Origin of the sequence: Aeromonas sp. PI_26, assembly GCF_027854445.1 — a bacterium.
Lineage (GTDB): Bacteria > Pseudomonadota > Gammaproteobacteria > Enterobacterales > Aeromonadaceae > Aeromonas > Aeromonas veronii.
Map to the genome: position 1 here is coordinate 109,256 of NZ_JAJNOE010000001.1, position 24,488 is coordinate 133,743.

Annotated in this window: 19 protein-coding genes; 14 read left to right on the forward strand and 5 right to left on the reverse strand. The window is 51.7% G+C overall.

The genetic code is table 11. The features are described 5' to 3' along the window. Positions 1 to 11 precede the first annotated feature (11 nt). From LRL22_RS00500 to LRL22_RS00565, 14 genes are all read left to right on the forward strand, one after another. Positions 12 to 998 (forward strand): O-antigen ligase family protein, encoded by a 987-nt coding sequence (locus LRL22_RS00500; protein ID WP_270904449.1) that lies wholly within the window; start codon positions 12 to 14, stop codon positions 996 to 998. Between the two features lie 16 nt (positions 999 to 1,014). Then, positions 1,015 to 1,905 carry a glycosyltransferase family 2 protein gene (locus LRL22_RS00505; RefSeq protein WP_161506983.1) on the forward strand — a complete coding sequence of 297 codons (891 nt, stop codon included), beginning with the start codon at positions 1,015 to 1,017 and terminating at the stop codon, positions 1,903 to 1,905. 44 nt (positions 1,906 to 1,949) lie between these two features. Beyond that, positions 1,950 to 2,789: a glycosyltransferase gene (locus tag LRL22_RS00510; RefSeq protein WP_111807423.1), complete on the forward strand. Its 840-nt coding sequence runs from the start codon at positions 1,950 to 1,952 to the stop codon at positions 2,787 to 2,789. A gap of 48 nt (positions 2,790 to 2,837) precedes the next feature. Continuing rightward, complete coding sequence (locus LRL22_RS00515; protein WP_270904450.1) at positions 2,838 to 3,674, forward strand: beta-1,6-N-acetylglucosaminyltransferase; 837 nt, start codon at positions 2,838 to 2,840, stop codon at positions 3,672 to 3,674. Between the two features lie 77 nt (positions 3,675 to 3,751). Next, positions 3,752 to 4,918: a nucleotide sugar dehydrogenase gene (locus LRL22_RS00520; protein ID WP_111807427.1), complete on the forward strand. Its 1,167-nt coding sequence runs from the start codon at positions 3,752 to 3,754 to the stop codon at positions 4,916 to 4,918. A 321-nt stretch (positions 4,919 to 5,239) separates the two neighbouring features. After that, positions 5,240 to 6,355: a polysaccharide export protein gene (locus LRL22_RS00525; RefSeq protein ID WP_270904451.1), complete on the forward strand. Its 1,116-nt coding sequence runs from the start codon at positions 5,240 to 5,242 to the stop codon at positions 6,353 to 6,355. A gap of 235 nt (positions 6,356 to 6,590) precedes the next feature. Continuing rightward, positions 6,591 to 7,019, forward strand: a complete 429-nt coding sequence (locus tag LRL22_RS00530) for an arsenate reductase/protein-tyrosine-phosphatase family protein (RefSeq protein ID WP_201955495.1) — start codon at positions 6,591 to 6,593, stop codon at positions 7,017 to 7,019. A gap of 62 nt (positions 7,020 to 7,081) precedes the next feature. Continuing rightward, positions 7,082 to 9,256 carry a polysaccharide biosynthesis tyrosine autokinase gene (locus LRL22_RS00535; RefSeq protein ID WP_252656461.1) on the forward strand — a complete coding sequence of 725 codons (2,175 nt, stop codon included), beginning with the start codon at positions 7,082 to 7,084 and terminating at the stop codon, positions 9,254 to 9,256. A gap of 280 nt (positions 9,257 to 9,536) precedes the next feature. Further along, positions 9,537 to 9,797, forward strand: a complete 261-nt coding sequence (locus LRL22_RS00540; RefSeq protein WP_150388737.1) for a hypothetical protein — start codon at positions 9,537 to 9,539, stop codon at positions 9,795 to 9,797. A gap of 57 nt (positions 9,798 to 9,854) precedes the next feature. Beyond that, positions 9,855 to 10,499 carry a YjbF family lipoprotein gene (locus tag LRL22_RS00545; RefSeq protein WP_216951356.1) on the forward strand — a complete coding sequence of 215 codons (645 nt, stop codon included), beginning with the start codon at positions 9,855 to 9,857 and terminating at the stop codon, positions 10,497 to 10,499. After that, positions 10,496 to 11,242, forward strand: coding sequence for a capsule biosynthesis GfcC family protein (locus LRL22_RS00550; RefSeq protein WP_270904452.1), 747 nt, complete (start codon positions 10,496 to 10,498; stop codon positions 11,240 to 11,242). Before LRL22_RS00545 ends, LRL22_RS00550 begins: the two co-directional genes overlap by 4 nt. Further along, entirely contained in the window at positions 11,242 to 13,353 is a 2,112-nt protein-coding gene (locus LRL22_RS00555; RefSeq protein ID WP_270904453.1) for a YjbH domain-containing protein, read from the forward strand. The genes LRL22_RS00550 and LRL22_RS00555 overlap by 1 nt, the downstream gene beginning before the upstream one ends. Before the next feature lie 190 nt (positions 13,354 to 13,543). After that, positions 13,544 to 15,187: a PglL family O-oligosaccharyltransferase gene (locus LRL22_RS00560; RefSeq protein ID WP_270904631.1), complete on the forward strand. Its 1,644-nt coding sequence runs from the start codon at positions 13,544 to 13,546 to the stop codon at positions 15,185 to 15,187. Positions 15,188 to 15,744: 557 nt separating this feature from the next. Further along, positions 15,745 to 16,155 (forward strand): H-NS family histone-like protein, encoded by a 411-nt coding sequence (locus LRL22_RS00565; protein ID WP_005344269.1) that lies wholly within the window; start codon positions 15,745 to 15,747, stop codon positions 16,153 to 16,155. 525 nt (positions 16,156 to 16,680) lie between these two features. Here the strand turns inward: LRL22_RS00565 and LRL22_RS00570 are convergent. The 5 genes from LRL22_RS00570 to recN all read right to left on the reverse strand — a co-directional run bounded on the left by LRL22_RS00570 (position 16,681) and on the right by recN (position 24,348). Further along, positions 16,681 to 18,045 carry an efflux transporter outer membrane subunit gene (locus tag LRL22_RS00570; protein WP_270904454.1) on the reverse strand — a complete coding sequence of 455 codons (1,365 nt, stop codon included), beginning with the start codon at positions 18,043 to 18,045 and terminating at the stop codon, positions 16,681 to 16,683. A gap of 2 nt (positions 18,046 to 18,047) precedes the next feature. Then, positions 18,048 to 20,021, reverse strand: coding sequence for a MacB family efflux pump subunit (locus LRL22_RS00575; protein ID WP_270904455.1), 1,974 nt, complete (start codon positions 20,019 to 20,021; stop codon positions 18,048 to 18,050). Then, complete coding sequence (gene macA / locus LRL22_RS00580; protein ID WP_047439138.1) at positions 20,018 to 21,181, reverse strand: macrolide transporter subunit MacA; 1,164 nt, start codon at positions 21,179 to 21,181, stop codon at positions 20,018 to 20,020. The genes LRL22_RS00575 and macA overlap by 4 nt, the downstream gene beginning before the upstream one ends. Positions 21,182 to 21,429: 248 nt before the next feature. After that, on the reverse strand, positions 21,430 to 22,320 hold the full coding sequence (locus LRL22_RS00585) for a manganese-dependent inorganic pyrophosphatase (protein ID WP_270904456.1): 891 nt from the start codon (positions 22,318 to 22,320) through the stop codon (positions 21,430 to 21,432). A gap of 363 nt (positions 22,321 to 22,683) precedes the next feature. Continuing rightward, the gene (gene recN / locus LRL22_RS00590) at positions 22,684 to 24,348 is read right to left on the reverse strand and encodes a DNA repair protein RecN (protein WP_270904457.1); all 1,665 of its coding nucleotides are present in this window, start codon (positions 24,346 to 24,348) and stop codon (positions 22,684 to 22,686) included. Positions 24,349 to 24,488: the final 140 nt, after the last annotated feature.

A 24,488-nucleotide genomic window follows, 5' to 3' on the forward strand; every position in this document is an offset into this window, starting at 1 on the left:
AGAATGTTAAAATGATGAAAGGAAGTCTATTGGCAATATCAGGGATGATCATACTATTATTGCTACATATATTTTCGCCATTATTAGATGATAGATATGCTGATTTAGTAGCATTAACTAGGATCATATTTATAATTCAATGCGTAATATATTGCGCAGTTATTTTTAATTATATAAACTTCAAGTTTTTTTTGCATTCTTTTATTTTTTATTCTCTGGTAATGTCGTTGTTATTTATTTTTAATGTGGTAAAACCTTCTGGTAGTGGGGAGTTAAGTTATCTTATACTTGCGATGCAAGTATTAATTGGATGCAGTGTTGCGATGGGTTATTTTTTCCACGGCAAAGGGAAGGTTAGACTTGTATATTTTTCTGTCTTGTTGATTCTTGCTTACACAGTATTATCTCTGGCTGGTCGAACAGCCATATTTACTATGTTTTTCATGTTTCTTATTGTTTCATTTTTTAAAAGCTTCAAAACTGTGGTATATATAATATCATTATCCATTTTTATTTTTGTGATGATTGGGAATGTAATAATTTCTTTTTTATACGACCACATTTTTGATAGTTATTTTATTTATAAAATGGAATCGCTTGCAGTCGTGGGGGGCGCAGACCCTAGATTTGAAACTTATAAAAAATCATTAGAGCTTATACTTGATAATCCTTTTGGACTGGGACTCAACAATTACATTAAATATCTTGGTTTTTATCCCCATAATATCTTGCTTGAAATTGCATTGAATGTAGGCCTTATTGGGGTTTTGATATTTATATGTTACATTGTTTTTGTTGTGGTCTATACGTTTATCAATAGACATGCTCAAATTGCAAATAATTGTTTACTCCCTTTGTTTTATGCTTTTTTAACTCTGTTGATTTCATGGATGACATCAAATGATTTAGCTAGTTCGTATGGTTTGTTTATATTTCTATCCTTGTTGGTCTTGGTGATTGTAAATATTGAACGTCAGCATAACTCAATTGATATGTGATTTTAAAGGTAGCAGCTTGAAAATTAGTGTCGTAATTACAACTAAAGATAGATTTGAATTTCTAATTAGAGCAATCAAGTCAATCTTGATGGGGGTTATAACCCCTGATGATATAGTTATTGTTAATGATGGTGGCACCAAAATATTAAACAATGTACTGCCACTAAATTCTATTTGTGAGTTTAAAGTTATAAATAATGATACTTCTCTTGGTGGTAATAAAGCCAGAAACCAAGGCGTACTTGCCGCTAGTGGTGATATTATCTTCTTTCTAGATGATGATGATGCTTACACTGCTGACACAATATCTGAAAAATTGCGTCTGTTTGAAAGTGATACTCAACTTGCCCTTGTATATACAGGTGTGCAGTTTGTAATGAGTGATAATCTGGATATGGTTGTGAGAACAAAGCAACCGATAGCTGACAATGAATTATCGCTTAAGCATCTATTGGCTCAAGGCAACCTGATTGGGCCGACCTCTTGCGCCGCAGTTCGTAAATCAGCTTTTATTGCCGCAGGAATGTTTGATGAAAAACTGGGTGCAATGCAAGATTATGAGTTATGGCTTCGCATGATTCAGCATGGAAAAGTCATGAGTGATGGTGGTTTGAATCTAATTTATACAATCCATTCATCAGGAGCGCAAATAAGCTCTAAATATGAAAAATATTTGGTTGCTGCAACTTATATATCAGATAAATTCAAAAATGAATTGGATAAGTTTGATGTGTCAAGATGTTTTTGGGCGGAAGTTTATTTTAGAGTCGCTCTTTCCTGCTCTCATGCCAGCGAGTTGTTGAAAGTGCGCTTTGCAATAAAATCTTTTGTCTGCAAGCCAGCATTAAAATCAATGGCATTATTCATGCCAACTTCGCTGTTGAAACGAATAAAGCCTTTTGTTTGAGCTATATGTATCGATAATTCTGGGTTGTTAAGGCGTAGACGAGTATGTTTAATGATGTTACTGAGGAATCGAAGGCGCGTGTTGCAGTGATTATGTCGGTTTATCGCTCAGATAAATGCGCAGATATAGAAAATGCAATCGACAGTATACTTAAGCAAACATATCCTTGTTCGCTTTATCTTTATCAAGATGGACCTGTGTCCACAGAAGTATCAACGCTTCTAAATTCGATACGTGATGTCCATGCGAATGTGACGTTGATGGTGTCGAATGTCAATTGTGGTTTGGCACATGCACTTAATACTATGATTGACGAGATTCTAACTAAAGAATATGACTTTGTAGCTAGAATGGATAGCGATGATATATCTCATCCCACTCGTATTGCCAGGCAAGTAAAGTATTTAAATCAGCATCCTGATATAGATATATTAGGGACATCGTGCCATGAATTCGGTGCTAGTTATGCTTTAGCCGAAAAGCATTTACCAGAAACTCATTCTGATTTAGTTAAATTCAGTGTGACTCGCTGTCCTTTTATTCATCCAACAGTCATGTTTAGAATTACTGTTTTTGCAGATGGCAATCGTTATCCTGTGAATACTCAGCTTACCGAAGATATGGCATTGTGGATTAAGCTGATTTTGAGTGGGTATAAACTAGCCAATTTAAATGAAGTTTTACTAGATTATAGGTTGAATGAAAATGCAGTGAAAAGAAGAATTGGATTAAGAAAGGCATGGAGTGAATTTAGAATTAGGCTATCTTATATGGCTAGCAGTAAAAATTTGTCATTGAAACATTTTTTTCTTATATTCTCCAGACTTTTCTTTCATATTCTTCCTGTATCAATTCTGAAATTTTTATATAAAAACTTTCGATGATAGTTACTGTGATTTTTATCCCGGCGAAGTAATAGCGAGTGAAGTGGTATGCATGCATTTTTAATACAAGCTCATAAAGATACAATCCAATTCAGGCGGTTGCTGATACTATTAAACTCTCATGCTAGGATATATGTACATATAGATAAAAAATTTGAAAATGTTTATCGGTCATTAAACGCATGGAAGGATGAGTGTGTATTAGAAAATGTAGTGTTCATAGAGAATAGGGTTAGTGTCATGTGGGGACATTACTCACAAGTAATGGCAACAATTAATCTATTAGAGCATGCACTGAAAGATGATAACTCAGCGTTTACGCTATTAAGTGGTGAGTGTCTCCCAATAAAAAGCACCTTCGATTTCATTAAGTTTGTTGCATCGTCAGACAAAAGTTTTTTAGCTCACTCTATTCAACCTAAAATGCGAAAGAGAGTATCTAAAATACACCTGTATGTTACTAGTAAATATTATCCAAAATTTCTTCTGCTGCGTAAATTTTCTGATGCTATCGGATCTGTACTATCAATTTGTGGTTTTAGAAACAATTACTTTGATAAAGTAGATATATACAAAGGGTCCCCATGGTTTACTTTAAAAAGGGATGTTGTTGATTGGCTTGTTTATAAATGTAATGTAAAGGAACTCATAAAAAAATTTAAATATAGTGTTTGTGTCGATGAAGTGTTCTTTCATACAATTATAGGCAATTCTGAATGGCGACTCTCATGTGTAAATGATAATTTATTTCATATCGAGTGGAATGGCGCTAAGAATCCAAGTTATCTAAGACCTGACAATAATTTCTCTGATGGTAAATATTGGGGGCGTAAATTTAACCTCACTGAGACTGAATTAGATTTTCTTTTTAAGCGATTTGAATAGTACAGTCGTAATAGGATTATATCTAGCATCATTTTTATATTTCTTTAATTGTCTATAACTCACCTTAAGGTGTAATAATGAAAATTGCTATCGCTGGCACGGGATATGTCGGATTATCAAATGCTGTTTTACTTGCGCAACACCATGAAGTGGTTGCCGTCGATGTGATTGTCAGCAAGGTTGAGCTGATCAATCAGCGCCGCTCCCCCATCGTCGATAAAGAGATTGAAAGCTATCTGGCCAGCCGTGATCTGAATCTGCGAGCCACCCTTAATAAAGAAGAGGCTTATCAAGGGGCAGACTTCGTTATCATCGCAACGCCAACTGATTATGATCCCGAAACCAACTACTTCAATACCAGCACGGTGGAGTCGGTAGTTCAGGATGTGATGGCCATTAATCCCGATGCGGTGATGGTGATCAAATCCACCATTCCGGTCGGCTTTACTGTTCGGCTGCGTGAAGAGTTGGGATGTGACAATCTTATTTTCTCGCCGGAGTTTTTGCGTGAAGGTCGCGCCCTTTACGACAACCTGCATCCGTCTCGCATTGTTGTGGGTGAGCGTTCCGAGCGGGCTCACGTGTTCGCCAATTTGCTATTGGAAGGGGCGATCAAGAAAGATGTGCCTGTGTTGTTTACCGACAGCACAGAAGCCGAGGCGATCAAGCTGTTTGCCAATACCTATCTGGCCATGCGGGTTGCCTTTTTTAATGAGCTCGATACCTATGCCCAGCTCCATGGTCTCGATAGTCGCCAGGTTATTGATGGTATCGGTCTCGATCCCCGTATTGGTAGCCACTACAATAACCCGTCATTTGGCTATGGTGGTTACTGCTTGCCGAAAGATACCAAGCAGCTGCTGGCCAACTACAACAAGGTACCGAATAACCTGATCCGGGCAATTGTTGATTCCAATACCACGCGTAAGGATTTTGTTGCCGACTCGGTGATCCGCAAGAATCCAAAGCGAGTGGGTGTCTATCGACTGGTGATGAAGGCGGGGTCCGATAACTTCCGTGCTTCTGCCATTCAAGGGGTCATGAAGCGGATCAAGGCGAAAGGGATTGAAGTGGTCATTTATGAGCCCACCTTGCGGGAGCCCGAGTTTTTCCGCTCTAAAGTCATTACCGATCTGGCGCAATTCAAAGAGAGTTGTGATGTGATATTGGCCAACCGTATGGTTGAAGAGTTGAGCGATGTGACAGACAAGGTATATACCCGCGATCTGTTTGGTAGTGACTAATAAATCGATAGCGGTTCCCTCAAGCTGAGGGAATCGCATTTTATTGTAAAAAAGTCGTTAAATATCACGTCGGTGCGATTCAAGCACATATCTGGTTAAGCTTGTTGGCAAACCAAGGCTGATTTTAATATCAGCACCAAAGATGGTGTGCTTGAAATTGGGTATATATCCATTGAATTGTCAGTGTTCTGCTTATATTGAGCGGTTCCATTGTTGCTGTGATTTTATCCGTAAATTTATCTCAGAATTCTCCGTGTTTTCCGCTATCATACGGCGATTTTTCCGTTCAGTTCTTGATGGCAAGCTTAATAAGGTGTGGTAGTGAAAAGGATTCAGCTCATTCCTCTGTTGTCGGCCGTGGCCCTGCTCAGTGCGTGCACTGTGGTGCCCGGTACCAATCTTTCCACCAGTGGCAAAACCGAGGTGGCTACAGGTTCCGTTGATGTTGATCAGCTGGCAGATGTCTATCCGGTTACACCGGCGTTGATCAGCCAACTGCGCAAGGCACCGGTGGTGGGCAAGGCCAACCCTGAGCTCAATAGCGAGATCAGCCGTTACGAGTACCGGATTGGTGTGGGTGACATCCTCAATGTCACCGTGTGGGATCACCCCGAGTTGACCATTCCGGCCGGTTCTTACCGCAGTGCCAGCGAAGCGGGCAACTGGGTGCATGCCGATGGCACCATCTTCTACCCCTATATCGGCAAGGTGGACGTGGTGGGTAAAACTGTCGCACAGATCCGTACCGATATCGCCAAGCGTCTGGCCCAGTATATCGAGAGCCCGCAGGTGGATGTGAGCATTGCGGCGTTCCGCTCCCAGAAGGTTTATATCTCCGGTGAGGTGACCAAGCCGGGCGCCCAGCCTATCACCAATGTGCCGATGACCCTGCTCGATGCCTTCAATCTGGCTGGCGGGCTGACCCCGACCGCAGATTGGCACCATGTGGTGTTGACCCGCCAGGGCAAGGAGTTCCCGCTCTCCCTGCAGGATCTGCTGCAGTATGGGGATCTCTCTCACAATCAGCTGATGCGTGACGGCGACATGCTCTATGTGCCGCGCAACGATGCCCAGAAAGTTTTTGTGATGGGTGAGGTTAACAAGGCATCGACCCTGACCATTGGTCGTGAGGGGATGAGCCTGACCGAAGCACTGAGCAGTGCCGAGGGCCTTAACCAGAATGCCGCCAATGCGACCGGCATTTTCGTATTGCGCCCCGCCGCGAAAGCCCAAGAGAAAGCCGCCATTTATCAGCTCGACCTGAGTGATGCCACCGCGCTGGTGATGGGGACCGAGTTTGCATTGCAACCTTACGACGTGGTCTATGTCACCACGGCGCCGGTGACGCGCTGGAATCGCGTGTTGAGTCAGCTGGTGCCCTCTATCAACGGCTTTAACGAGCTGACCGAAGGCATGCTGCGGGTTCGTAACTGGTAAGGCGGTGATGTTGCTTAACCTCTCCCGCTGGGTTGACGTGTAGCTGTACTTCCTCAGGGAGACGGCATTGAGGGGGGCTGATGCCTCCCTTATCTCCGGTTGTTTGTTGCCTTGATACGGTGACAAACGGGGAGGATAGGGCAGGGGGCTATACCCTCTACCCGCCTTCCTTCAGGAAGATGCACTTAGTGAGGGGCGGTGGCTGCAGATTTTATTTTTTAAGAGCGACAGCGATATGTTTGAAAAAATTCTTGTGGTGTGTGTGGGCAATATTTGCCGCTCCCCAACCGGTGAACGACTGCTTCGCGAGCGTTTGCCCGGCCGTCAGGTCAGTTCTGCCGGGGTCAGTGCCCTGGTTGACAAGCCGGCCGACAAGGTCGCGAGCGAGGTGGCACAGCAGCATGGTCTTTCCCTTGAAGGACATTCGGCGCGCCAACTGACCCGCGAGCTCTGTCAGGATGCCGATCTGATCCTGGTGATGGAGAAAGGGCATATCTCTGCCGTCACGGCTATCGATCCGGGGGCCCGTGGCAAAACCATGCTGTTTGGCCACTGGCAGGGTGAGAGTGAAGTGCCCGATCCCTATCGTCTGAGCCGGGAAGCTTACGAACATGTTTACCAGCTGTTGGTGCGTAGCGCTGATGGGTGGGTGAAAAAACTGTAACGACATCCGCAGCGTCTGGTGGTGTTTGGGTTGTATCTGACTATAAAAATGGATTGTGTTTAATGACGACTTCTTCTGTTTCGTCCCGGCAGAGCAGTGCCGCGGTGGAGAATGACGAGATCGATCTGGGACGCCTGCTGGGTTACCTGATCGATGGCCGTTGGTGGATTGTGACGATCACCGCTCTGTTTATGGTTCTTGGCGTTGCATACGCTCTGTTGGCGACCCCGGTCTTCAAGGCAAACGCCTTGCTGCAGGTGGAGAAAAAAGCCAGTGGTGCCGCGCTGCTCGGAGATATGGCTGACGTATTGGGCGGTGAACAGCCCGATGCCGCCGCCGAGATTGAGCTGCTGACTTCTCGTATGGTGCTTGGCCGTACGGTACAAGAGCTTCACCTCGATACCGTAGTGACTCCTAATTTCTTCCCGCTGGTTGGCCGTGGTCTGTCACGGCTGATGGGGCACCCCTATCCCAAGATGGCGGTAAGCCGCTTTGAGGTGGCGCCTGAATTGCTGGGGACGCCGCTGACGCTGACGGTTGACGCAGACAAACACTTTACCCTTGAGGTTGAGGGGCGGGTGCTGGAAGGTCAGGTAGGCAAGCTGCTTGAGAAAGAGGATGTCACCCTGCTGTTGTCTGATGTGGCAGCCGATGAGGGGCAGGTCTTCACGCTGGTCAAACAACCGGCTCTGGATGTGATTGCCGAGTTGCAGCGCGATCTTCAGGTCAGTGAGAAGGGCAAAAATACCGGGATCATCTCGCTGGCGCTGGAAGGGGATGACAAGGGCCGCATTCGTGCGGTGCTCGACAACATCAGCCAGAACTATCTGCAGCAGAATGTGGTACGTAAGACCGAAGAGGCCCAGAAGAGCCTGGATTTCTTGCAGACTCATCTGCCTCAGGTTAAGGAGGAGCTGAATCGTTCTGAAGAGCAGTTAAATGTTTATCGCCAGCAGAATGAGTCGGTCGATCTGTCGCTGGAAGCGAAAGCCGCACTGGATACCATGGTGGGCCTCGAGAAGCAGCTCAATGAGCTGACCTTCCGGGAAGCGGAGTTGCAGCAGCTCTATACCCGCCAGCACCCCGCTTACATCGCCCTGATGGAAAAGCGCCAGACCTTGATGAATACCAAAAATGCGATCAACAAGTCGATCAAGCGTCTGCCAAAAACCCAGCAGGAGATTTTGCGTCTGACCCGTGATGTACAGGTCGGTCAGGAGATCTTCGTCCAGCTGCTCAACAAGCAGCAGGAGCTCAACATCATGAAGGCGGGCACTATCGGCAATGTGCGGATCATCGATGATGCCGCTGTTGAAACCCGTGCCGTCAAGCCGAAGAAGCCACTGATCGTGGTACTGGCGACACTGCTTGGTGGCATGCTGTCAGTGGGGTTGATCCTGGTGCGCGCAGCCTTCCACCGTGGTGTGGAAAGCCCGGAACAGTTGGAAGAGATGGGGCTGTCGGTCTATGCCACCATCCCCTACTCCTCTGAGCAGGCCACCATCGAGCAGCAGCAGAAAAAGCGGCGGCAGGCAATGCCTCTCAACGAGGCCTTGCTGGCTGCGCGAAATCCGGCCGATTTGGCGATGGAGTCACTGCGTAGCCTGCGAACCAGCCTCCATTTCGCCATGATGGAAGCCAAAAACAACATAGTGATGATCTCTGGCCCCGGCCCAGGTCTTGGCAAAACCTTTGTGTCGACCAACTTCGCTGCCACGTTAGCTCTGGGTGGCAAGAAGGTGCTGGTTATCGATGCCGACTTGCGCAAAGGCTATATGCAGAAGGTAATGGGGCAGGAGATGGGCGCCGGTCTGAGTGCCTATCTGGCAGGTCAGACAGAGCTGGCGCACGTTGTGAGCCAGACCGGGTTTGATGGCCTTGATTTTGTCTGTCGTGGGGCTGTGCCACCCAACCCTTCCGAGCTGTTGATGCATCCTCGTTTCAAAGCGCTGCTGGATTGGGCGAGCGAGCACTACGATTTTGTCATCGTTGACTCCCCTCCCATCCTGGCGGTCACCGATGCTGCCATTGTTGGTCAGCATGTGGGCGCATCCTTGCTGGTTGCCCGCTTCGCCAAGACTGCGGTCAAAGAGGTGGAGGTGGCCATTCGCCGCTTTGAGCAAAACGGGGTCGCTATCAAGGGGATCTTGCTCAACGCGGTCGAGAAGAAGGCGAGCAGTTATTACGGTAACTACGGATATTATCAATACAGTTATGGCAGCAAGGAAAAAGCCTGACATTCTGTTTGGATAACCGCAATAGGTGAATGCAGGGTGCGTCTTCATGGCGCACCTTTTTTATGACCACCATAAAATAGTTTTCGAATGCAACCTGTATTTCAGTGCAATAATAGCGTCCCGATGGTATGCTATTATTGCAATTATCTATGTTTACAATGAGTTACTTAACTTTTTGTGAACATGGCAATGCGCTGGTAAAGGGATATATGGTAATAGCATTGTTGTCATGCCATATTTTCTCCGAGCCACAAGTAGACAATAAACAAGGAAAGATGAAATGAAAAAAACCGCCCTGATTCTGGCTGCTGCCATGGCATTCTCTCATGGTGTGATGGCTGCTGAAGAAGCTGCTGCTGCCGCATCCACCGGTTCTGCCGGTGCCGCAGGTGCTGGTGCTGCCAGTGCTGCTGCCATCGGGACTGGCACCATTGTTGCCGTTGGTGTAGGTGCTGCGGTTGTTGCTGGTGTTGCCATTGCAAATGCCAACTCCAACGATGATGCCGGCCGTGGTACCGGAACCACAACCAGTACTCGTTAATATGATATAGGGCTGCTTTGGCAGCCTTATTTTTTTATATGTCACTGTGGTCACTCTATGTCTTTATCGCGCAATCTTGTTTTTCTTGGTTTGTTATCTCTCACCGGTTGTTCAAATACTGCTTCTGTGACGAGCGAAACTATCAAATATGCCGTGTTGGGGGCTGATGATGTGACCGTCAGTGCCGAGCATGTCAATAAACTGCCTTATGCAAGCGCTTATCTGAAAATCGGTGATAACCCGCGGATCTTCGTGGTATTGGCTTATGTCAATGGAGATGAACTCTCCTGGCTGACAGCCGATCGGGTCATGATTATTACCCGCCACGGTCGGGTCATTAAAACTGTCGGTATGGAAAATGACCTGGTCATGAGCGAGAGTGCTTCTGCCGACCCACTGTCGATGGCTGCTACCTCATCTGCCAACTGGAGTGCCTTGTCAGAGTGGGAACAGCGCTATCTCAGCGGCTATCGTCTTGAAGGGAAGATGGTCCGTGCCGGACAGGATGAGCTGGACCTGGTCACGCGCCGAGTTTCAGCTACGCGTTTTGAAGAGACGGTTTCAATGTTCCCGGGGGGGAAATCCTGGACCAATGTTTTCTGGCGAGATCCGGTTAATGGACAGGTAGTAAAAACCCAGCAACATCTCGGCCCTGATCTGCCGGTCATTGAACTCACCATTTTGAAGCCATTCTCGTCATGAAAAAACTGACCCTATCTCTTTTATTGCTGTCCGGTGCTTGCTTCGCGGATACCAGTGTCAGCATTTACTATCAGGGGCGTCTTCAAGATCCCATCACCTTGAGTGAAGGGGCACGCCTTGACGCCTTGCTGAGAAACAAGCTGCTGCCATCACCCATCTATTGGCGCTCTGCCCAGATTACGACGCCAGCCCGTCAACATGAGTTTGAGCTCAAGCAAACGGCGGTGATCCGTGAGTTGGAGAGTCTGGCGAGCATATGGCGTAGTGAAGGTGAGGCTCAACGTGCCTCTTCTGCGGCTCGTCTTGCACATCAACTCGAAGGCATCACCGTTACCGGCCGCTTGCCTGTGATAGTTGATCCTGACAATGCCCAGCGCTCCCCGCAGGATAACCCTCGCCTGGAAGGCAACTACCGGCTGTTTGTTGCTGCCCGCCAGCCTCAGGTTGCCATGTTTGGCCTGATGGAAGCGCTCCCCACGCTGCCTCTGATACCCGGTGCCGGTGTCGATGAATATTGGAAGCGTGATGCGCTGCTGGAGGGGGCCGACTCGGCTCATCTGCTGTTGATCCAGCCAACCGGTGATATCGATATGGTCCCCGTTGCCGTCTGGAACAAGCTTCATCGTGAACCCATGGCTGGGGCTGCACTGCTGGTCGGGTTTGATCCTGACCTGTTGCCCTCTTCATTTACCGGAATAAATCAGCGGATCGCCGAGATAATTGCAAACAGGGTGCCTCATTAATGATTCCAAAACTTTCATATATTGCCCTGGCCGTCTCGACCGTTTGTGTTGCTGCACCCGGGGTGAATGATCCCTATGGCCCATCGCAAAGTGATTTCGGTGGGGCAGGTCTGCTGCAGATGCCCAGCGCCAGAATGGCCGCAGAAGGCGAGTTCAGTTTCAACTACATGGATAACGAGGAGTATCGACGCTGGTCGATCTCCATGCAGCCCTTTGACTGGTTTGAGGCCACGCTGCGTTATACCGATGTCAGAACTCGCCTGTATAGCCCTTACGAGCAGTTCAGCGGGGATCAGACTTACAAAGACAAGTCGATGGATTTTAAATTCCGACTTTGGCAAGAGTCTGATTATTTACCCCAAGTATCATTGGGCTTCAGAGACTTGATGGGGACTGGCCTGTTCGATAGCGAGTACGTTGTTGCCAGTAAACGTTATGGCCCCTTTGATTTCACCCTTGGAATGGGCTGGGGGAATATGGCCGAGAGCGGCAATATCAAGAACCCCTTCTGTGAATACAAAGAGAGTTGGTGCCAGCGTAATGATGGTTATGCGGGCAATGGCGGCAAATTTGAGGTCGATAGTCTGTTCCACGGCCCGGCGGCCTTATTTGGCGGTATCGAGTATCAGACACCATGGCGCCCTTTGCGTCTGAAACTGGAATATGACGGTAATGATTACAGCCGCGAGTATGCGGCCCGTAACAGCAAAGGCGGCTATGGAGCCTTGCCGCATAGCTCACCTGTCAACATAGGTGCCGTGTATCGTATTTTCGATAATATGGATACTCATCTCAGCTATCAGCGCGGGAATACCCTGATGTGGGGTATTACTATGCGGACCAACTTTAATGAGTTGCAGCAGGCCCATCTGGATGAGCCCCGGCCTGAGTATCAACCGGAAAAGAGTCCGGCCCAACTGGATGATGTCGATTGGGCTGCACTCAGTGCGCAGACGAAAAGCAATGCCGGATATCGTGATCTGGTCTGGTATGGCACGGACGATCGTGTTTTTGTCAGCGGTGAGCAGCTGAAGTATCGCAAGCCAGATGAAGCCGAAGATCGAATGTCATTATTGGCCGCGAATGCGTTGCCCGCTTCCGTTCACTCTCTGCATATCGTTGAGCAGAAGAAAGGGCTCGATATCCGTGAGACTGTAGTGGACATGGACTCTGTACGGTTGGCAAACAGTGACCTCCCATTGGGACAAGAGACTACTTATAAGTCGGATGTCATCGCAGCCAATGCACCGTCGGCACCTGTTCGCCATGAAAGTCGCAGCTCGGCGCTGAGTTACAGCGTGGATCCTGTGTTGAACCAGTCTGTTGGGGGGCCGGAGTCTTTCTACATGTATCAGCTTGGTCTCAACTTCAATGGTGATTGGCGGGTGACCGAGAAGAACTGGCTGGGGGGCACGGTATTTGTGAACCTGGCCAATAACTACGACAAGTTCAATTATAAGAATCCACCGCTGGACGGGGATGCTTTGCCCAGGGTGAGAACCTGGATCCGGGAATATGTCAGCTCCTCCGATGTATTGCTTAACAACCTGCAAGCGACCCATTTCGAGCAGTTCTCACCTGAGTGGTATGGTCAGGCTTATGCCGGTTATCTGGAGATGATGTACGCCGGTGGTGGTGCCGAACTGCTGTATCGTCCTTTTGGTCGTTCATGGGCAATTGCGGCTGATGTGAACTGGGTCAAGCAACGGGATTGGAACAATACCTTGCGGATGGCCGATTACGATGTGGCAACAGGCCATGTGACCGGTTATTGGCAACTGCCCTATGTTGATGATGTGACTGCCCAGCTCTCTATTGGCCGTTATCTGGCAGGGGATGTCGGGGCGACACTGGATCTGTCCAAACGCTTCTCATCCGGCGTTGTGGCAGGGGTGTTTGCAACGTTGACTGATGTGTCTGCTGATGAGTATGGAGAGGGGAGTTTCACTAAAGGTATCTATGTGACGATTCCCTTCGACTTGATGCTGCTTCGCCCGACAACCAGCAAAGGTTCGATTGGCTGGATGCCATTGACCAGAGATGGGGGCCAGATGTTGGCCAGAAAATACAGTCTTTACAGTTTGAGTAGCAACGCGTCATTCCCTGACTAATTAATGCTATAGCTTGAGTAAAGCGCTCTGAATATGGTTGTATGAAACACCATTTTTTCAGAGCGCTTTTTTTATGCCTACATTTCCGTCCACCGGGTCATCAGTGCCATCAGCCCATCGGGAAAAGCGAGTGTTTTTTCTCTTTTGGGGGATAAGCATACTTTGGCTGGGACTTGGAATGCATTTTTTCATGCATAACCCGGGTGGGGCAGGTCTCTATCTTCCTTTCAACGCATGGGGATGGATATTTGCTTCTTTGATGATCTGTCTGGGGTTGTGGCATATCACGTCGAAAGGCGAATTGGTGTCCAGCAGGCTCTTGCAAGTTTGGGGGGGCGCGATTGTATTGATGCTGCTACCCATGGCGTGGTCTGACGCCACCTTGCGTGATTACGCACTTCCTCGCCTCGGAGGTCTTGTTGGCGGCGGATTATTTCTCTTCTCGCTCTATCAGTTCCATCTTGCACAGAAGGCGCGTCAACAGCTATTGACGCTTATGCTGGTTGCGATAGCTATCGAAATGACTTTGGGTCTGGTGCAGTATTACCTGCTAACACCGGGCAATTGGCTTGGCTATGACACCAAAGCAAATCGTCCATATGGCATTTTTCAGCAACCCAACGTGATGGCCAGTTTTATGGCCACCGGTTTGTCTCTGGCTGCTTGGCTAAATACCCTCAACCAACATCGATGGCTGAAGGCACTTCAGGGTTATGTGATCGTTGGTTCAGTGGTGTTGCTGATTGTTCTTCAATCCAGAGTTGGGCAATTGGGTGGAATATTGGCTTTGCTGATGATGCTTCCCTGGTTGAAGAGAAACCACGCTTTGAAGGTGACTCTTTCATGTGTCTTATTGGGCGTGCTGTTCGGACTCGCATCTCTGTATGGTGTGGAAGGGGTCAAGCGGGGTCTTTCTGTCTATCAGTCGGGGGGGTATCGTACGATTTATTGGTCGTATGCATTGCACCTGCTGTCACAGCATCCTTTTACCGGATGGGGGTATGGTTCTTTCGAATCTGTATTCCTGCATAACTATATGGCAGACAAGTTATTGAATCCGGCAATGCCACAGATTGAGTACAACCTTGATCATCCTCATAATGAGTTGCTCTATTGGGCTGTTGAAGGGGGTATCTTGCCTGTCATCGGGCTCTTGGTGATGGGGGCCGCTGTGATATGGCGTGTAGCGGGTCAATCCAGGTCGCATGGATTGGCCTTATTGGCATTAGTCGTACCCATTACACTTCATACCCAGGTCGAATATCCCCTCTATCACTCCATTGCTCACTGGATTTTTTTATTGATGTTGGTCTGGTATATCGATGAAACCTGTGGGGCAGACGCAGCCAGAGGGATAGCCGTATACCGTTACCCCCATAAGTTGTTGTTACGCTTTCTGGCGGTTTCCATCCCCTTGTTTATCGTACCATTCATGTTGACTGCGCTTCATACGGCCTGGGTCGTCACCAAATACGAACGGGGAGGGTATAAGGAGCCAGCATTGTTGCTGGATATTATTAATCCAATGGCTTGGTTGACGCGGGTTGAGTTTGATGTAAATGCGGTACGATTGATGGTGGGTTTACAGACTCAGAATAAGACCGAACTGGAAGCTTACCTGGCATGGGGGCAAGATTTTGTTCGCCATACACCCAGAGCAAATATCTACGCGAACATGGTTGTTGCATTGAATGCGTTGGGGCGCCCTGACGAGGCTCGTAATTTAAGAGCCGAAGCGCTCCGTTGGTATCCAAAAGAACCATTGCTGATTGAGGCAACCTCTAAACCAATGGTCAGTGGTGTGGATACGTTACCTACTGGAGCAGCCAACTAAGGCGTGGAAAATGGGATATGAGGCAATCATAGCGGCTTGGCTCTATCCCGTTATAGCTGTAGGAATGAATCTGTGGTTTCTGTGCAAGAGGTAAGTTGGAGGGGAAATGTATCTTTAGTCGCACGCCTTTTTTATGTTCATTGGGTTGTTTTTAACTTGTTGTTTTTAAGTGGTTTTAATCCCTGGTGCGATTGATTGGGTAATATGACGCATGGTCTTAATCTGCTCATGATGCGAGCAGGCATCGTTCTATTTTTTTATGCAGGTATTGCTCAGGAATCGTTTGACGCACTAGTTGCATTTTCTGAAAAATGTTGATGGCAATTACCCTGAACCTCATATTAATAGTTTCAGATGTGTATGTTCGATTTGGTGGTGATATCAAAAGAGATGTCTAGGCGAGATAGGTTTAATGGGTGAAAGCGTGAGTTTGTTGGCAAGTTTATTTTCATATTCTTTCCAAGTATGCCCTGATAGTAAAAATTGCATGTAGTTATGAATTGTCCATGCTATTCTGAAACAGTTATCCCTGTAACCGACTTTTTTGTGAGGAAATAATGAACGAGTTTCTGAAAGTTCTGCTGAACATTCGCAGTCTGCGTGCGGCTATTCGTGAGCTGCCGTTTGAGCAACTGCTGGAAGCTAAAGAGAAGTTTGACCTGGTTTACCAAGAGCGCGCCGATTCTGTGGAACAGGAGCGTGCTGAACAGGAAGAGCGTCAGCGCAAGCTGAATGAATTCACCGAAATGCTGCAGCAGGCTGGTATTGATCCTCGCGAGCTGTTGGCGACTGCCGCTGCTCCGGCTGCTGCGACTGGCGCTGCCAAGAGCAAGCGTGCTCCGCGTCCGGCTAAATACAAGTACGAAGAAGATGGTCAGGAAAAAACCTGGACCGGTCAAGGCCGTATGCCGAAAGCCATTGCTGCTCAAGTAGCACTGGGTAAAGACCTGAACGATTTCCTGATCTAATTCGTCAGGTTCAGAGATTGAATAATGCCGCCCTTGGGCGGCATTATTTTTTTGCCGTTTTACTCGTGGTTATCCAATCCGCCTTCCGCCCCACTGTTATCTACATCCTCGCTTGTATCCTTTTTTACCGTCGTTTCACTTCACTGTTACTTTGCTCAATATCACTCGCTGTTTGCGATTAATTTTGTCGTGCAGGATTAACTGCGTGATATCGCTATTTGTATCGGTCGTGCAGATACGTGTTTCGGAAATGCCTCTCACGATTCACAGGGCTCCGCTCTGCAAGATCCTAGCGGAATATCCGGTAACCGTTATCTCTGGTCAGGGTGCGTGAGGGATAGAGAGCCGCAAGATATCGCCGGGATAGTCAGGGTAGCCGATGCATGTAACTGTCTGCGCTGTCATACCTGCCCCTGATGATGGGCAATGGCGTTCGGTTGCCGTGTGGGCGAGGGAATTCGGTGCGGTCGATGGCGATGGCATTCCCCACTCTACAGGCAGAGTGGGGAATATTGGGGGGAGGCGTTATCGGGGCGCCACGCTATCGCTGCCACCCAGGGCGCGATAGATTTTGGCGGTGGTGGTGAGCTGCTCTTTTTGCTGTGCCAGCAGGCTCTGCTGGGCATCCCACAGTCGGTTCTGCTCATCAAGCCAAGCTTGCACGCCGGTTGCACCCGCCTGGAAGCGAGCTTTGGCCAGCCGTTCGGCCTCCCGGGCATAACTCAGCTGCTCCTGCAGATAATCGAGTCGCTGTCGGCCATAGTGGCGTGCGGCCAGATTGTCTTCCACCTCCACCAGTGCGGTGTAGAGCTGTTTGCGAAACTCGGTTTCAGCGATCTGGTAATCCAGCTCTGAGCTTTCGATGGTAAGCTGGGTGCGGTTGTATTCAAGGAAGGGGAGGGCGAGGCTGGCTCCCAGCGTACCTACCGGATTTTGCAGCACCTGCGCCAATCTATCGGATGCGGTGCTGGCGCTGCCGGTTAGGGTCAGGCTGGGGTAGAAGCTGGTGCGGATCTCGTCCCCCTTTGCCAGCGTCTTGCGCAGCCGCAATTCGGCCGCTTTGACATCGGGGCGGCGAGCCAGCACATCGGTTGGAATACCCACCGCAAGTTCAGGAATGGTCTGCTTTGCAAGGGACGCGGGTGCATACTCCAGCGGTCCGCTGCTGCGGCCCAGCAGCAGACGCAGGGCATTGCGGGCCTGCTCCTGCTGCGCCTTGAGGGAGGCCAGCTCAGCCTGTTTTCCGGCCAACTGTTGGCGTGCCTGCGCCAGATCGAGCCGGGTGATGGCGCCTTCCTGGTATTTGGTCTGGGTCAGTTGCTCGGTACGGGTTAGGTTGGCCAGCTGCTGTTCCCCAAGGGTGATGGCAGAGCCGAGATAGCCGAGCTGCCAATACTGCTCCAGGGTATTGCCGATCAGCAGCAGTCGGGTGCTGGCGAGATCCTGCTCGCTTGCCGCCGCCTCCCAGCTTGCCTGATCCCGCACCGAGGCAAGCTTGCCCCACAAATCCACTTCGTAACTGAGGCTCAGCGAGGGACCCAGACTGTTGGTGTCTTTGCCGGTTTTCAGATCCTTGTTGCCACTGGCTGCGATAGTGCCATTGACCGAGGGGGTGAGGTTGGTATCGGCTTGCTCGGCGCCCAGTCGTGCGCTTTTGAGCTTGAGGGCCGCCACACGCATGTCCGGGTTGGCGGCCAGAACCGCCTCGACCAGTTTGTCGAGCTGGGGATCATGAAATTCCCGCCACCAGGGACCAGCCTGCGTAGCCAATTGGGTGCCCTCTGCCTGTTGCCATGTGGGGGCGATCGCCAGTTCGGGTCTTTGATAGGTGCTGTGCTGACTGCAGCCGCTGAGGGCCATGCAGAGAGCCAGCCAGGAGAGTTTGTGCATTGTTATTCCCTCGCCAGTGCGACAACAGGGTCGAGCCGCGCCGCATTGCGTGCCGGCAGGTAACCAAACAGGATCCCGATGAGTGACGAGCAGCCAAAGGCCATCAGGATGGAGAAGAGCGAGAACTGCATCTTGATGGAGTCCACCAGCAGTGAAAAGAGCGCGCCAATACCGAGCGAGAGGCCGACGCCGAAGATCCCCCCCAGCAGGCTCACCATCACGGCTTCAATCAGGAACTGCTGCAGAATATCCGACTGGCGGGCGCCTACTGCCATGCGAATGCCGATCTCGCGGGTGCGCTCCACCACCGACACCAGCATGATGTTCATCACGCCCACCCCACCGACGATCAGCGAGATCACTGCGATGGCCGAGACCATCAGGGTCATGGTGGCGGTGGTTTTTTCCACCGATTTGATGATGCTGTCGCTGCTGAAGGTGAAGAAATCCTTCACCCCGTGGCGCTTGGTGATCAGCTCGATCACCGCCTGCTCGGCCAGTGCCGGTTGTACCCCGTCTTTGACCCGGATGGTGATCTGGCTGAAGTGGTGCTGCGAGATGAGGCGACTCATCACCGCGCTGTAGGGCAGCCAGATATTGACCGACTGGCTGGTGGGGCCAAAGCCGGTCTCCTGCGAAACCACACCGACAATCCGCACCGGCAAGGTGCCGACCAGTACCACCTTGCCGACCGGTTCCTCTTTGCCAAGCAGGCTGGTGATGCTCTTCTTGTCCACTACGGCAACGGCTGCCCGCTGCTGGATATCTTGCCACTCCAGTAAGCGACCACTGACCAGCGTCATCCCCTTCACCTTGAAATAGTCGTTACCAACCCCGGTCACATTGCCGCTGTTGGTCTTGTTGCGATAGCGCAACTGGCCGGAGCTGCCAATCTCGGGGCTGGCGCCCGCAAGATAGGGTTGCCCCAGCAGAGCATCGAGATCCCCCTTGTTGAGGGTCTGGATGCTGGCCATCTTCTCATCGCCCCATCCCTTGCCCGGGAAGATTTCGATGGTGTTGGTGCCCATCGCATTGATCTGGTCGATCACCTTGGCGCGCGCCCCTTGCCCCAGCGCCACCACGCTCACCACGGCGGCGATGCCGATGATGATGCCGAGCATGGTGAGGAAGGTGCGCATCCGGTGGGCGAGCATGGCATGCATCGCCATCCGTCCCGCTTCCCGATAGCGATCCCAGTCGTGACCCATGGCACCTTTAGTGGACACTATTTTTTGAGGGGGTGTGGCGGTGGCTGGAGCCAACACGGCCGTTTGGCTGGGGCCACTATCTTGTTCAATCCGACCATCTTTGAGAGTGATGATCCGGTCGGCATGGCTGGCCACGTTCATATCGTGGGTGACCAGAATGATGGTGTGGCCCTGAGCGTGCAGCTCCTTGAGGATTGCCATCACCTCCTTGCCGCTCTGGCTATCCAGTGCGCCGGTCGGTTCATCGGCGAGGATCACTTCGCCGCCATTGGCCAGCGCCCGGGCGATACTGACCCGCTGCTGCTGACCGCCGGAGAGCTGGCCCGGGGTATGGTGGCTGCGATCGGCCAGACCCAGTCTACCCAGCAGCTGACGCGCACGCGCCTGGCGATCCGGGCGAGTGGTGCCGGCATAGACGGCCGGGATCTCCACGTTGGCGGCGGCATCGAGGTGGGGCAGCAGGTGGTAGCGCTGAAAGATAAAGCCGAAGTGGTGGCAGCGTAGTCGGGCCAGCGCCAACGCATCCATGGTGGCGGTGTCCTGACCGCGAAACAGGTACTGGCCGCTGCTCGGGCTATCGAGACAACCCAGCAGGTTCATCAGGGTCGACTTGCCGGAGCCGGACGCGCCGACAATGGCGATCATCTCTCCTGCCGAGATGGTGAGATCAATAGGGTGGAGCACGGTGACTTCGCTGTCGCCGCTCTGGTAGCGTCGCTCGACCCCTTTCAGCTGGATCAACGGCAGCTGGTTCAGGGGCTCACTCATAGCATCACCGCCATCTCATCATTGTCGGCGGGGGCTCCGTGATTGAGCTGCACCTCCTCCTTCTCGCTTAGCCCGCTGATCACCTCAATGCGGATCTCGTCCTTCATACCAGTCTTGATATGGCGGGTTTCGGTTGTTTCATCGTCCTTGATCACGGTGACTTCATACTCGTTGTCACCCAGCGACTTGCCGAGGGCGGTTTGCGGCACAGTGAGCACCTGCTTGCGCTCGCCGAGCACTATGGTCACCTGGGTGGTCATTGCCACCCGCAGGGTATGGTCGGGATTGGGCACATCGAACAGGGCGTAGTAGTAGACAGCCGCATTGTTGGTGGTGGTGCCTGTGGTGGCCTGATCGTTGATGTTGGTAGGCGCTAACTCCACGGCGCGAAGCGTACCCTGATAGCGGGTATCCGGATCGCCGATCAGGGTGAAGTAGACCGGCATGCCGGCTTTTACCTTGGTGACATCGGCTTCGGAGATCTGCGCCTTGACCGTCATGGTCTCGAGGTTGGCCAGCTTGAGCACGGTCGGCACCGTCTGGCTGGCAGCCAGGGTCTGGCCCTGACGGGTCACAATGCTGATGACGGTGCCATCCATCGGCGCCAGGATCTTGGTGTAGCCCAGCTCGGTCTTGGCCCTATCAACCTTGATCAGGGCGTTGTCGATATTGGCCTGGCTGTTTTGCAGTTCGGCGCGGGTGACTGCCAGCAGTGCCTCGGCACTTTCCAGATCGGCCCGTGAGCTCGCCTCCTGTTTGAACATCTGCTGCTGGCGCCGCCAGGCGAGCTCGTTCTGTTTGAGTTGTGCCTGCTTGATCTTGAGCTGGGCGCGGTTGCTGGCAAGCTCCGCCTCGGCCGTCTTGAGGTTGTTCTGGGCAATCAGGGGATCGATCTCGGCCAGCAGGTCTCCCTGCTTGACCTGATCTCCGGCCTCGACGGCCAGCTTGGTAACCTGACCGGAGACTTGGGCCCCCACATCCACCTGCTCTACGGCCTGCAGCACACCACTGGCCAGCACGGTCTGGGCAATATCCTCGCGGGTCACCTGAGCGGTCAGCATCGCCTTGGGTGGTTGACTGGGCCAGAGCAGCCAGCCGAGGAGCACCACGGCGATCAGCATGGTGATGGCCAGTGTTCTCTGCTTGGGGGTTATGTTCATCGATCACCTGAATGGAAACGGAAAAGGTTGTGCGCGGCGATTATCCTGCAGCAAAGCCCTGATAAATAACAGCCGCAAATATGTAAGCAAAGTTATGGCGTTAACTGTCAATAAGCCGAGAAAGGAGTAAGCGAGAGGCCGCAGTCGTGAGCAACATGATCAGCAAGAGGGGGGAGTGCGGCTGGCGGTGGCGATGAAAAAGCCCTGCGCAGAGGCAGGGCTTTGGAATAGGTTATGGCGAGGGAAGGTCAGGCCTTGGCCAGCAGATCCATCACCCAGGGCAGCCCCTGCTTCTTGCGGCTGACAAAGCCCGGGTGGTAGCTGGACTCTGCCGGTACTTTGGCGTGTTCGGTAAAGTAGATTCGGCTGGCAGCCGCAGTCAGGTCAGTCACCATCAACACGAAGAAGTCGAGCCCTTCGCTCGCCACGCGCTGGGCCATCTCCTGCTGCAGGGCTGGCAGGTGCTCGGCCAGCTGCTGTTCGCTGCCCACTTCGATCTGGCTCATGATGAAGCTGCAACCTTCCGCCTGGAACGCTTTCTCATCCTGCTGCAGCAGTTGAGCCGGAGTCAGGCCGCTCAGGTCGGTTTTCGCCATCAGCAGTTTTTGGCCGAATTCGGCCAGCGGTACTTCGGCCAGCGGTGCCAGACGCTCACAGGCGATTTTGTCCTGCTCGGTGGTGGTCGGCGAGGTGAGACAGAGGGTGTCGCTCATGATAGCACCCAGCATCAGGCGAGCCTGGCTGCGGGTCACGGTGCCTTGCTGGCTCAGCAGATCGAAGGCGATGGTGCAGGTGCAGCCGACGGCCCGGATCCAGGCATCCAGCGGAGACTGGGTGACCAGGGTACCGAGACGGTGGTGATCCACCAGACCCAATACATTGGCTTGTGCCAGTGTGGCGGGGCCCTGTTCCAGATCACTGAAATCCACCAGCCAGACATCTTCACCGGTCAGATCTTTGGTCAGCAACTCGGGTTCGCTGACGCCAGCCTGCTCCAGAATAAAACGGGTTTCGGTGCGCAGGTCACCCAGACGCCATGGGGTGGCCTGACGGCCCTGGCCATTGAGCCAGTCGGTGATAACCAGCGCACTGCAGATACTGTCGCTATCAGGATTCTTGTGACCAAAAACGTGGATCATAGACAAAGCCTCACAATTGGATACCCATAAAGGGGGGCAACACTATGCGAAATCCGCCACATGAAGGCAACCGGATCCACGCCCATGTTGCTGCCAGCTTCGCCTAACTCGCCATTTTATTGATCTGGGTCGGTAATCCTGACGCGAGTTCAGTTATCACAGTTGGCTATTGGCTATTGGCTATTGGCTATTGGCTATTGGCTATTGGCTATTGGCTATTGGCTATTGGCTATTGGCTATTGGCTATTGGCTATTGGCTATTGCTGACTGTGCAGGCCATGGCACTCGTCCGTACCTGCGAAGTCAGCATGTTCTGTCAGCGCTATCAGTCGCCATCGCTGCAAATCGGCTTTATCACCTGATTCATCGACGCAGCAGCTCGCGGGCATTGGCCAAAGTGTTGTCGGTGATCTGGTCGCCTCCAAGCAGGCGTGCCAGCTCATTGAGACGGGCAGCCTCATCAAGGGCACTCATTTGGGTTTCGGTGGTTTTGCCATCGGTATGCTTGCTCACCACCATATGCTGGTGGCCGTTGCCTGCCACCTGAGGCAAGTGAGTGACCACCATCACCTGAGTGGACTCGCCGAGCTGGCGCAGCAGGCGACCCACCACGGCGGCAGTCGGGCCGCTGATCCCCACATCCACTTCATCGAAAATCAGGGTCGGAGTGGAGACCTTGCGAGCGCTGATCACCACGATGGCAAGGCTGATACGCGACAGTTCACCGCCCGAAGCTACCTTGCCAAGCGGCTGGATGGGCTGACCTGGGTTGGTGGTGACCATAAATTCGACCCGATCTATACCCAGCGGAGAGAGGCTGCTCTGGGCATCGGGGCGCACCTCGATGGCAAAGCGGCCATCGGGCATCGCCAGTTCGTGCATGCTGCTGGTTACCTTGGCGCCCAGCTCCTGGGCGTAACGCTGACGGCTCTGGCTCAGGGCCTCGGCGGCCTGGACAAAAGCCTGACGAGCCTCGGCCAGCTCATCTTCCATCCCCTCTAACCGCTCCTCATCGGAGTTGAGGCGGGCGAGATCAGAGGCAAGCTCCTGATGGTGTTGGGCCAGATCCGCCGGTTTAACGTGGTGCTTGCGTGCCAGATTGATGGCTTTGGAGAGGCGGGCTTCCAGCTCGTTGAAACGTTCGGGATCGAGCTCCAGCCGATCGAGGTAGCTGCGCAGTTCGCTGTGGCTCTCCTGCACCCCGATCAGCGCTTCATTCAGCATCTCCAGTACCGGGTTGAGGCGGCTGTCCATGCTGACCAGCCCCTCGGCCCGATCGACGGCCGATTGCAGCAGCCCTGCGATAGTGGTCTCTTCGTTGTCATAGAGCAGATCGAGGCAAGCGCCGCACTCCTGCATCAGCTCTGTGCCGTTGGCGAGACGCTGGTGCTCCTCTTCTATCTCTTCGAACTCCCCTGGTTGCAGGGCAAATTCGTCCAGCTCCTGCACCTGGTACTCGATCAGCTGGCGGCGGGCCTCCCGCTGTTGCTGCTCGGCCTTGAGCCGGTTCAGCTCGTTTTGCAGTTGGCGCCACTGCTGATAGTGCTGGCGCACCTCGTCGAGCAGCAGATGGTGACCGGCATAACCGTCGAGCAGAGCGAGCTGGTAATCGGGTTTGAGCAGCATCTGGTGGGCATGTTGACCGTGCACGTTGACCAGCAGCTGGCCCAGATTCTTGAGCTGGGTAAGAGGGACGGGCACGCCGTTGATATAGCTGCGGGAGCGACCCTCGGCGGAGATGACTCGCCGCACGATACACTCACCTTCGTTTTCCAGTTCGTTGGTGGCGAGCCAGGCGCGGGCGGCCGGGTTGTTGTCCAGCAGGAAGCGGGCGCTGACCTCGCTTTTATCGCTATCGGGTCGCACCATGCCCGCTTCGGCCCGTTCTCCGAGGCAGAGACCGAGAGCGTCGATGGCGATGGATTTACCGGCGCCGGTCTCACCTGTGATGCAGGTCATGCCCGGTTGCAGATCGAGTTCGAGAAACTTGACGATGGCGAAGTTGTTGACGGTCAGCTGGGTCAGCATGGTCTCATCCTGTATAGGTCAACATTACTGTTTATGTATCCAGTATATACTGGTCTTATATACAGTAAAGAGGGCGCCGCCATTTTTAACAAAGGAAAGCCGCGCCAGTGCGCCATGGCTATGAGAATGCGGTACTGACT

Coding starts and splice junctions, on each gene's coding strand:
- LRL22_RS00545 (WP_216951356.1), top strand. CDS start 9,855: ATGTCTTTATCGCGCAATCTTGTTTTTCTTGGTTTGTTATCTCTCACC.
- LRL22_RS00535 (WP_252656461.1), top strand. CDS start 7,082: ATGACGACTTCTTCTGTTTCGTCCCGGCAGAGCAGTGCCGCGGTGGAG.
- LRL22_RS00570 (WP_270904454.1), bottom strand. CDS start 18,045: ATGCACAAACTCTCCTGGCTGGCTCTCTGCATGGCCCTCAGCGGCTGC.
- LRL22_RS00500 (WP_270904449.1), top strand. CDS start 12: ATGATGAAAGGAAGTCTATTGGCAATATCAGGGATGATCATACTATTA.
- LRL22_RS00515 (WP_270904450.1), top strand. CDS start 2,838: ATGCATGCATTTTTAATACAAGCTCATAAAGATACAATCCAATTCAGG.
- LRL22_RS00565 (WP_005344269.1), top strand. CDS start 15,745: ATGAACGAGTTTCTGAAAGTTCTGCTGAACATTCGCAGTCTGCGTGCG.
- LRL22_RS00585 (WP_270904456.1), bottom strand. CDS start 22,320: ATGATCCACGTTTTTGGTCACAAGAATCCTGATAGCGACAGTATCTGC.
- LRL22_RS00575 (WP_270904455.1), bottom strand. CDS start 20,021: ATGAGTGAGCCCCTGAACCAGCTGCCGTTGATCCAGCTGAAAGGGGTC.
- recN (WP_270904457.1), bottom strand. CDS start 24,348: ATGCTGACCCAGCTGACCGTCAACAACTTCGCCATCGTCAAGTTTCTC.
- LRL22_RS00550 (WP_270904452.1), top strand. CDS start 10,496: ATGAAAAAACTGACCCTATCTCTTTTATTGCTGTCCGGTGCTTGCTTC.
- LRL22_RS00555 (WP_270904453.1), top strand. CDS start 11,242: ATGATTCCAAAACTTTCATATATTGCCCTGGCCGTCTCGACCGTTTGT.
- LRL22_RS00530 (WP_201955495.1), top strand. CDS start 6,591: ATGTTTGAAAAAATTCTTGTGGTGTGTGTGGGCAATATTTGCCGCTCC.
- LRL22_RS00560 (WP_270904631.1), top strand. CDS start 13,544: ATGCATAACCCGGGTGGGGCAGGTCTCTATCTTCCTTTCAACGCATGG.
- LRL22_RS00510 (WP_111807423.1), top strand. CDS start 1,950: ATGTTTAATGATGTTACTGAGGAATCGAAGGCGCGTGTTGCAGTGATT.
- LRL22_RS00540 (WP_150388737.1), top strand. CDS start 9,537: ATGAAAAAAACCGCCCTGATTCTGGCTGCTGCCATGGCATTCTCTCAT.
- LRL22_RS00520 (WP_111807427.1), top strand. CDS start 3,752: ATGAAAATTGCTATCGCTGGCACGGGATATGTCGGATTATCAAATGCT.
- macA (WP_047439138.1), bottom strand. CDS start 21,181: ATGAACATAACCCCCAAGCAGAGAACACTGGCCATCACCATGCTGATC.